The following is an 8,390-nucleotide window of genomic DNA, read 5'->3' on the forward strand; positions in this document are numbered from 1 at the left end:
TCCTGGGTTTGATCACGTGAAGTACAGCCTAAACGTCACAACAGTCGAGCAGGTTCCTATATTGCCTTGCTCAGGACGCCGCGCAGGTAGCCGAGTCGCTGGAGGTGGTTTATCTGACCGAGGTCAAGGGTGATTCGCGGGTGACCAAGCATGGAGAACTCCATCGGCTGGTCGGTAGCCTTGCGCAGGGACTCGACCTCGGCGCGACTGAGTCGGTGCTGCTCTTCATAGAACAAGTTGACCCGTCCGGCGCGCATGGTCACTTTTTCGAGTCCCATCATGGACGCGCAGATCTTGACGCCTGCGGCATCGAAGAGGTTCACCGCCGACGGTGGTAGTTTGCCGAAGCGGTCGGTGATTTCATCGCGAAGACGCTCGAGTTCGTCGAGGTTGCGGCAATCCGCGACCCGTCGATAAATATCGACTTTCTGCTGGTTGTCATTGACGTAGTTCCCGGGGAGGAAGAGCTCGACATCGAGTTCAATGCGGGTTTCGGGGAGGCGCTGCAGAGGTTGTCCGCGGAGCTCGGCGACCGCTTCTTCGAGCAGTCGGTTGTACAGGTCGTATCCGACCTCTTCGATGAATCCCGACTGTCGTGCCCCGAGAATAGTCCCGGCGCCGCGGATTTCCAGATCGCGCATGGCCAGGGCGAATCCGGCGCCGAGATCCGAGTGCGCCTCGAGCGCACGAAGCCGCTTGATGGCGTCGGCGTTCATCAACCGTGTCGGCGGTGTCATCAGGTATGCATAGGCGCGCCGCGATGATCGTCCTACCCGGCCCCGTATCTGGTACAGTTGCGCCAGTCCAAAGCGGTCGGCGCGGTTTATGATAATCGTATTGGCTGAGGGGATGTCGAGACCTGACTCGATGATGGACGTACAGATCAGCACGTCATATCGCTTAGCCATAAACCCGAGCATGATACCCTCGAGCGATTTCTCGTGCATCTGGCCGTGAGCGACGGCAAACTGGACCTGGGGCAGCAGTTTTTTGAGATAGCGGTGCATCGCTTCGATCGTCTGGACCCGATTGTGAACGAAAAACACCTGTCCCCCCCGGTCGATTTCGCGGAGGATACCGGTGGCAATGACGGCCGGGTCGAATTCGACAATCTCCGTGATGATCGGCAGGCGGTCTTTGGGCGAGGTATTGATGATCGACATATCCCTCGCTCCCATCAAAGACATCTGCAGTGTGCGCGGGATCGGGGTGGCCGTCATGGCAATCGTGTCAACACTCGCCTTGAGCCGTCGCAGCTTTTCTTTGTGCCGAACACCGAATCGGTGCTCTTCATCGATGATCAGCAGCCCCAGATCCCTGAAATGAACGTCGGCCGACAGCAGTCGGTGAGTGCCGATGACGAGATCAACGGTCCCGGCAGCGAGACCATCGACTGTTGCAAGCTGCTCGGCGCGGGTGCGAAAGCGCGAAAGGACTTCGGTGCGTACCGGGAACTCGGCCAGACGTTCGCGAAAGGTCGCGTAATGCTGTTGGGCGAGAATAGTCGTGGGTACCAGCACGGCAACCTGTTTGCCGGCATCGACGGCTTTGAATGCCGCCCGGACGGCGACTTCGGTCTTTCCGTAGCCGACATCGCCGCAAATCAGGCGGTCGGTCGGCTGATCTTTTTCCATGTCGCGTTTGACGTCGGCGATCGCCCTTGTCTGGTCACGTGTTTCCTCGAACGGGAACGACGCCTCGAGTTGTTTGAGCCAGGTGGTATCGGGACCGAATGCGAACCCGGGCTGTGACTTTCGCTCGGCGTACAGCTTAATGAGGTCGGCGGCCATATCGGCGACCGCCTTTTTGGTCCGGGCTTTCAGTTTATCCCAACCCGGCCCGCCGAGTCGTGTCAGCGCCGGTGCGCTGTCCTTTCCCGCGTATTTTGACACACGGTTGAATTCCTCGATCGGGACGTACAGCTTGTCCTGTTCCGCGTACTGCAGCAGCAGGCAATCCCGGTTCCGACCATCCACTGTCAGCGTTTCCAGTTTGATATAACGGGCGATGCCGTGATCGGTGTGAACGACATAATCACCGTGGTTCAGGGACGAATAGTCGGCGATCGCCACGCCTTCTTTGAACTTTTTGCGACGGACGCGGCGGTGATAGCGACTGAAAATCTGGTGGTCGGTAAGGATTGCATAACCGTCGCTCGGGCAGACAAACCCGCCTTTGAGGTCAGCGACTTCGATCGGGGGACGGGTATCGAGCTTGGCTTTCTCGGCGATCAACTCGTCGAGCCGGGCGGCCTGTCCCTCGGAATCGGTGGCGATGAAATAGGTGATGCCGGCCGATTCGTACTCACGGATGGTCTCACCGAGCAGGTCCAACCGGGAGCCGAGCGCCGGATGCTCGCGGCAGTCGAAGCTGACAATCTCGCCGCGTCCCCCCTTGAAGGGAACGCGGTCAATCTGTCGAAATTGATCGAGGCGGTCAAACAGCAGACTCCGCGTCACATAATACTGGTCCGGATCGGGGAGCCGCTGCAGACGGCCGGCGAGGCGCTCACGCAGCGAGCCTGCCTCTGCAAGGATGGAGTCAGCTTCCTCGCCGATTGTTCCGTGGCCGTCGAAGATCACCACCGTATCCCGGGGGAGATAGTCGGACAAGCGCCCTTGCGGGATGCCGAAAAGCAGGGCCAGCCATTCCAGTCCGGGCAGTTCGGGATCATTGACGTAGCGTCGACGGATATAATCCCCGTCGTCTTCGGGCATCTCGGCGAGATACTGCTCGAGGGTCTCCTGCGTGATGGGGATTTCACGTCGAGGCAGGAGGGTGATGCGCTTTTGAGAATCGACAGTGCGCTGGGTGCCGACGTCAAAATGTCGAATGGTTTCGATCTCGTCGCCGAAAAACTCTATTCTGACAGGCGCCTCGGCGCCGGGAGTGAAAAAATCCACCAACCCACCGCGACGTGCGAAATCGCCGACTTCTTCAACCAGGGGTACACGATGAAACCCCAGCGATACCAGCTTGTCGACCAGGCTATCGATGTCCTGCTCGTCGCCAGCCTTCAGGTCAATCATCGCCGAGGCAAGGTTCTCCGGCGGGATAGTCGGTTCCATCAGGGCTCGAACAGGCGTGACGACGACATCGAGATCGCCCGCGCGCAAAGCGGCCAGCGTGGAAATACGTTTTCCCATAATCTCGCCGACGGGCGCGCGGAAGTCGTAGGGAAGAATCTGCCGCGAGGGGTAATGTCCGACCCGTTCGGGTCCGAGGAGAAACAGCAGATCCTCATACAGGTCACCGGCCTCTTCGGAGCGCTGCGTGACGACCAGAATCGGTGATTTCCCTGTGGCGGCAAGCGAGCGGATCAGCACCGCCGTGGACGACCCGGCGAGCCCGGTGACGACACAGGGAATCCCCGGCTGTGATTGCTCGAGCATGTGTGACAGCCGAACGAAGGGTCGGCCGGACATAAAGCGTTCGAATACGTACTCGAGTCGGGTACGCGAAGCGGCGCGGGTTTCCATTCGATCGTTCATTGTTCTCCGTTACTGCGCCAACACAAAAACCCCCGGCAAGCTTCTTACCGGGGTCTGTACTGGTATGCGGCCAGCAGTATACATATTTCGGTCGAATTCGACAAGTTTTTTGCGGGACGTATCGGTGCGTATAATATGGACTATAGAACACTACGTTGCGTCCGCCGGACGGGATCCCGGCCCGGGTCATAAGTATATGTTGCATGATGAGATATGGCAAACCGTGGCGGCGCGGGAGGAATTGTCAAGATTGTGTTAGCAAGCGGCTATTTGATGGTTAACGGGGTTTATAGACTCTGACTCATGGCGGTCACTCTGCATTCAATCAGCCGGCGTTATAAAAGCAGAGATAATAATGACACTACTGGCGTTCGCGGCCGTGGCCTTTGGCCCGGTGCCCCCGGTCTTCGGCGAGCGGTCCCTGAGCAAAGTGTAATACGGGCTCCCGAGACGGCGCGGGAACACCGGCATTCAGGTGAGTCGTTCCGCGTCCTCGACACCAAGAAAAAAGTCGCGCTCAGCCGCACCTACTGAACTCGGTGCCCCCTTTTCTCGCCAAAAGTCTTGCCACTGCCGATCTTATGTATATGATTAGCGGCGATAGGACTACGGTTGACAGGTGTCAGGGAAAGGAGCCCGGGGTATGACCGGAAGTGCCGGCAGTCCGGTAAGACGATTCATTGCGGACCCGAATGACGTGGGGTCGATCGAAGCGATCATCACCGCGTTGTACGAGTCGGTATCGTTCGAGCCCGGTTCTGAGCCCAATTGGAACCGATTGCGTTCGTTGTTTCTCGATTCCGGAAGACTGATTCCCCGTCGTCCCGGCGCCCTGCCGGAAGTCCAGTCCATGAACATCGAGGGGTTTATCACGCGATCAGAACCGGTACTGCGTGCCGGGCAGTTTCTTCGCAGAGGCTTTATCGAGAGAGAAATCACCCGGCGTATCGAGCGGTTCGGCGGTATCGTGCATGTCTGGAGTACCTATCAGTCGTCGTTCGCCGACGGTGGTGAGCCGTTCACGCGCGGAATCAACAGCATTCAACTGGTCTACCACCACGACCGGTGGTGGGTGCTCACGATCTTCTGGGAAGACGAGACGCCGAATGTGCCGCTGCCGGCGGAGTACCTGGCGTAGGCGGTCAAGCTCAGTCTCCAACCTCGGCCATCAGATCCGAACCAACTTCCATCTGGTCATACGCCCGTTCGCGTGACTCGTACAGCACAAGTATGCTGACCCTGCGGTTGCGTTGGTCATCCGGAGTGTGCGCGATCATGGGGATCTTGTCCGCATACCCGCGAACCTCGCGCACCTGCCCGAAACGCAGGCCGGAGACCTCCATCAACTGCCGCGCGGCGTTGGCGCGGTCGGCTGACAACTCCCAGTTGGAGTATGCAGCATCGCCGGTAATGGACCGATCAGTGTGCCCCTCGACGACCAGGGAGTTCTGGAGTTGGCCGAGCTGGCGGGCGATCGTTACCAGGATTATGGCGCTCTTCTGAAGAAGCTTGGACGACCCGGGCTCGAAGAAGGCGGGTGCGTTTTCCGATTCGTTGAGGATAATCCGCAAACCCTCGGAGGTCATCTGCAACTTGACGTTTTTCTTGAGACGCTTGAAGGCGTCTTGTTTTTCCAGTTCATGGAGAATTCCCTGCGCGGCGGCGGCCATCTGTTTCTGTTCCTCGGCGCTGGGGAGATGTTCCTTTTTGATGACTTCCTTCACGAGCGTATTCGCCGAGCTGCCTTCCTTTTTCAACACCGACGCACTGCCTTTGAGGACGCCGGCTCCGCCTTTCGTCTGATACTTGCCGGGATCACGGAAGTACTCACTGACGTTTTTCTTGACCTGGTCGGACTGACCGACGAGCCACATCACAAGGAAAAAGGCCATCATGGCCGTCATGAAGTCAGCAAAGGCGACCTTCCATGACCCGCCGTGGTGGCCGTGTCCGTATTTTTTGACACGTTTTATGATGATTGGCTGTTCGCTGTCAGCCATGGCTGCTACCTGCGTTTGGCCTGATTACAGGCATCCTCGAGCTCCAGAAAGGTGGGCCGCACTTCGGCGAACAGCGAGCGGCGGGCAAATTCCACGGCAATCACCCCCGCTACCCCTTTGTGGAAGGAAAGCAGCGCCTGTTTCATGCAGGTCAGGTACTGGCCGTTTTCTTTGACCCGGTGCTTCATGCTGTGGGCAATCGGTCCTACAAATCCATAACAGGCCAATACGCCCATAAACGTCCCCGTGAGAGCCGCGGCCACGCTGTGACCTATCACTTCAGGTCCCGAGTCCAGCTGGGCCATGGTGATGACAATACCGAGAACGGCAGCGACGATACCGAGTCCCGGTAACGCGTCCGCGACTGCGCCGACGGCGTCCGACGGCCGTCCCTCATCGTCGTGCAGGACCTCAAGATCCGAATCCATCAGGTCCTCCAGGTCGTGAGGCTGCACGGAACCGGAGATAACGACGCGCATGGTATCGGCAAAAAACGCAACGGCATGGTGATTCTTCAGGAATTTGGGGTACCGCTTGAGGATCTCGCTTTCGTTGGGGTGCTCGATGTGGTTTTCCAGACCGACCAGGCCGTCGCGGCGGGCAACGTTGAAGATCTCGTACATCATGACGAGCAGGTCGAGGTAGTCTTGTTTCTTATACCCACCCCCGACGAGCACGCCTTTCAGTTGGCCGATCAGCGCCTTGATGACCGGCATCGGGGTGGCAATAATCAGGGATCCGAGAGCGGCGCCGCCGATGATCAGCACCTCGTTCGGCTGGTTCAGGGCCAGTGGATGACCGCCGTGCCACATAAACCCGCCCAGAACGCTCCCCAGTACCACGATTGCTCCAAGAAAAAACAGCATAGGTGCGCGTCTTGCCTCTTCAGGAGTGGTTCGAGCCCAATTGCATATTACTATGATTTTCGTCAGGTCGCGGCAAAACCTGAAGCCGTTGCCTGTCTCTGCTGTTCCAGTGGCTTTCGACGGTGCAGTAAATGAGCAGTCAGGCCGGGGCCAAAAACACTTGTCAGGGACGGGCGATGGCCCTAGATTCCGCGAAAAATTGTCGGCCCTGGAAGGAGGAACTGACGTGCGAGTACTGACTGGCCGTCGCTGGTGGTTGTTTCTCGCCGTAATCACGGTCTATCTAGGACATTCTCTGGCATTCGGTTCCGAGAGTGGCGAAGGTGGTCATGGCGGCGAAGTCCTCTCCACGTTGCTGGAGCTGGTCGTTATCCTGTTGGCAGCAAAGCTGGGCGGCGACTTGTTCGAGCGCTTCAACGCTCCGGCTGTGCTGGGCGAACTGGTCATGGGAATTGTCATCGGAAATCTCCATCTGGTGGGATTCGACGTTTTCGAGCCGTTCAAGACCCACATCGTGCTGGAGATACTGGCTGAGATCGGGGTTATTATCCTGCTGTTTGAGGTGGGGCTCGAATCCACTGTCAAGGAAATGCTCCAGGTCGGCGGTACGGCGTTCATGGTCGCCACGTTTGGCGTCATCGCGCCGTTTTTCCTCGGATGGGGAGTCGGGGCGTGGTTCATTCCGGACCACGGGACGCTGGTCCATGTCTTTATCGGAGCGACGCTCACCGCAACCTCCGTCGGTATTACCGCGCGGGTACTCAAAGACACGGGCAAGATAAACACGAGGGAAGCCAAGATTATTCTTGGGGCCGCGGTTATCGACGACATTCTCGGTCTGGTGATTCTGGCGGTCGTTACGGGAATTATAACGGCTGCTGCGAGCGGCGGCGACGGCGGAGTAAGCTCACTGCAGGTGCTTTGGATTATCAGCAAGTCAGTGCTGTTCGTGGTCGGCGCGATCGTGATCGGGTCTTTGGTATTGCCTTACTTTTTCCGGTTTGCCATCGTATTAAAAGGAAAGGGCGTATTCCTCTCGTTCGCGCTTCTGGTCTGTTTCTCACTGGCATATATCGCGGGCAAAGTCGGCCTCGCACCGATCGTCGGAGCGTTTGCGGCAGGGTTGATACTGGATGATATCCATTACAAGGGTTTCACTGAGCGAGGCGAGCACGTAATTGAGGAACTGATCGCACCGATCGCGACGTTTCTAGTCCCTATTTTCTTTGTGCGGATGGGAATGCTGGTCGATTTGTCCACGTTTGCCAAGGTTGAGATTCTCGGATTCGCCGCAGTATTGACACTGGCGGCTATTGCGGGCAAACAGGCGTGTGCGCTGGCCATTTGGGATCGTGACACAAACCGTCTTGCGATCGGCCTGGGAATGATTCCCCGTGGCGAGGTGGGGCTCATTTTTGCCGGAATCGGGGCGAAACTGATGCTTGACGGTGAGGCGGTGATCACCAGTTCCACGTATTCCGCGGTCGTGATTATGGTGATTGTCACGACCCTCGTTACACCGCCGCTGCTGGTTTGGTCAATGAAGCGCGGTTCCAAGGTTTTGCCTCCTGCGGCGTAATGCTCGGCGCGGGGCCTGTGGATGGGCCAGACGCGAATAAAAATCGGAATTCTTTGGCGAGGCGCTTGACAGGACCGTGGTGAGCCCGTTATTATCGGGGTCTGATCGCGGGGTGGAGTCCGCCGCTGGCGGAGTAGCTCGCCGCGACATGAAAAGATAGAAACCGCGGGGTGGAGTCCGCCGCTGGCGGAGTAGCTCGCCGCGACATGAAAAGATAGAAACCGCGGGGTGGAGTCCGCCACTGGCGGAGTAGCTCGCCGCGACGTGAAAAGATAGAAACCGCGGGGTGGAGCAGTCTGGTAGCTCGTCGGGCTCATAACCCGAAGGTCGCAGGTTCAAATCCTGCCCCCGCCACCAAATAGCAGTCCATTCCTCTGGGGAGAGGGAATTCTGTTTACCGTCTATGTCATTTTGTCTGAGTCGGGGCGACGGTACACCGGCTACAGCGAAGATC

Annotated in this window: 5 protein-coding genes and 1 tRNA gene; 3 read left to right on the forward strand and 3 right to left on the reverse strand. The window is 58.1% G+C overall.

Features of this window, described 5'->3' with window-relative positions:
- Positions 1–56 precede the first annotated feature (56 nt).
- Entirely contained in the window at positions 57–3,491 is a 3,435-nt protein-coding gene (gene mfd / locus RBT76_14960; GenBank protein ID MDX9859085.1) for a transcription-repair coupling factor, read from the reverse strand.
- A gap of 643 nt (positions 3,492–4,134) precedes the next feature.
- Here mfd and RBT76_14965 point away from each other — a divergent pair.
- A complete protein-coding gene (locus tag RBT76_14965; protein MDX9859086.1) occupies positions 4,135–4,629 on the forward strand; it encodes a hypothetical protein in 495 nt (164 codons plus the stop codon).
- Positions 4,630–4,639: 10 nt separating this feature from the next.
- Here the strand turns inward: RBT76_14965 and RBT76_14970 are convergent, their stop codons facing one another.
- On the reverse strand, positions 4,640–5,491 hold the full coding sequence (locus tag RBT76_14970; GenBank protein MDX9859087.1) for a flagellar motor protein MotB: 852 nt from the start codon (positions 5,489–5,491) through the stop codon (positions 4,640–4,642).
- Between the two features lie 5 nt (positions 5,492–5,496).
- A complete protein-coding gene (gene motA, locus RBT76_14975; GenBank protein MDX9859088.1) occupies positions 5,497–6,357 on the reverse strand; it encodes a flagellar motor stator protein MotA in 861 nt (286 codons plus the stop codon).
- Positions 6,358–6,583: 226 nt separating this feature from the next.
- On the opposite strand from motA, the gene RBT76_14980 reads away from it, so the two are divergent.
- Positions 6,584–7,936 carry a cation:proton antiporter gene (locus RBT76_14980; protein MDX9859089.1) on the forward strand — a complete coding sequence of 451 codons (1,353 nt, stop codon included), beginning with the start codon at positions 6,584–6,586 and terminating at the stop codon, positions 7,934–7,936.
- Between the two features lie 280 nt (positions 7,937–8,216).
- Positions 8,217–8,293: transfer RNA gene (locus RBT76_14985), tRNA-Met, on the forward strand.
- Positions 8,294–8,390 lie beyond the last annotated feature (97 nt).

The organism is Candidatus Zixiibacteriota bacterium (genome assembly GCA_034003725.1).
Taxonomy (GTDB): domain Bacteria; phylum Zixibacteria; class MSB-5A5; order GN15; family FEB-12; genus WJMS01.

Excerpts from the sequence above, each read along its gene's own strand:
- motA (MDX9859088.1), bottom strand. The coding sequence starts at position 6,357 with ATGCTGTTTTTTCTTGGAGCAATCGTGGTACTGGGGAGCGTTCTGGGC.
- RBT76_14970 (MDX9859087.1), bottom strand. The coding sequence starts at position 5,491 with ATGGCTGACAGCGAACAGCCAATCATCATAAAACGTGTCAAAAAATAC.
- mfd (MDX9859085.1), bottom strand. The coding sequence starts at position 3,491 with ATGAACGATCGAATGGAAACCCGCGCCGCTTCGCGTACCCGACTCGAG.
- RBT76_14965 (MDX9859086.1), top strand. The coding sequence starts at position 4,135 with ATGACCGGAAGTGCCGGCAGTCCGGTAAGACGATTCATTGCGGACCCG.